Annotated in this window: 2 pseudogenes; both read left to right on the forward strand. The window is 28.7% G+C overall.

The annotated features are described in order from the left end of the window. Positions 1-363, forward strand: a pseudogene (locus CAMP5053_RS08275) (hypothetical protein); the annotation flags it as partial. Continuing rightward, a pseudogene (locus CAMP5053_RS08280) lies at positions 353-644 on the forward strand (hypothetical protein); the annotation flags it as partial. The pseudogenes CAMP5053_RS08275 and CAMP5053_RS08280, both read left to right, overlap by 11 nt.

The raw sequence follows: 644 nt of genomic DNA on the forward strand, positions 1-644 counted from the left end.
ATAAGGCAATTTTTTAAAGATACTGAGTATTTAAAACCTAGAACATTGACTAAAGATGAAGTGTTGCAGATAGTGGATAAACTGCCAAAAAATGTTCGAGATAAACGCAGAGGAATAGTTGAAAATAAAGAGGAATTAGACAAATTATGGAAAAAGTTAACTAAAAACTCTGAAGAGTTAGAAAATAAAGTAGATAAAAAATACGGTCAACCGATTTATATGAGAAAACTAGATGATCAAACTATTGTACAATATAAAAAAACTTCTAAAAGTGGGGGCGAGACCATAGAGATAAATTCCAACAAACCAAGAGGAAATCTTAAAACAATACATATAGAAAATAGGATAAAAAATGAAATATAGATATATAAAATGGGAAGAAAATGAAAAGTGCGCTATTTTTTTTCCTGATATGGATTTTGATATATGGAAAAAAACCCAGCTTTTAGAGAATGATTATGCTAATCCAGCTTTAGTTATAGCATCTCATTTAAAAGATAAGGTCGGTATTTTGGAACTATTTGAATATTATATTTTGCTTATTTGTGGAAAAAGCATGGGTGTCTCGAGGTGGGAATGTAATAATTTAATTTTATTAGATACTTACAGCATTGATAATCTTAGCAGCCCATTTTCTTTAAATG

It is taken from the genome of Campylobacter sp. S4:11 (assembly GCF_024723695.1).
In the GTDB taxonomy this organism is placed as follows: Bacteria; Campylobacterota; Campylobacteria; order Campylobacterales; family Campylobacteraceae; genus Campylobacter_D; species Campylobacter_D jejuni_C.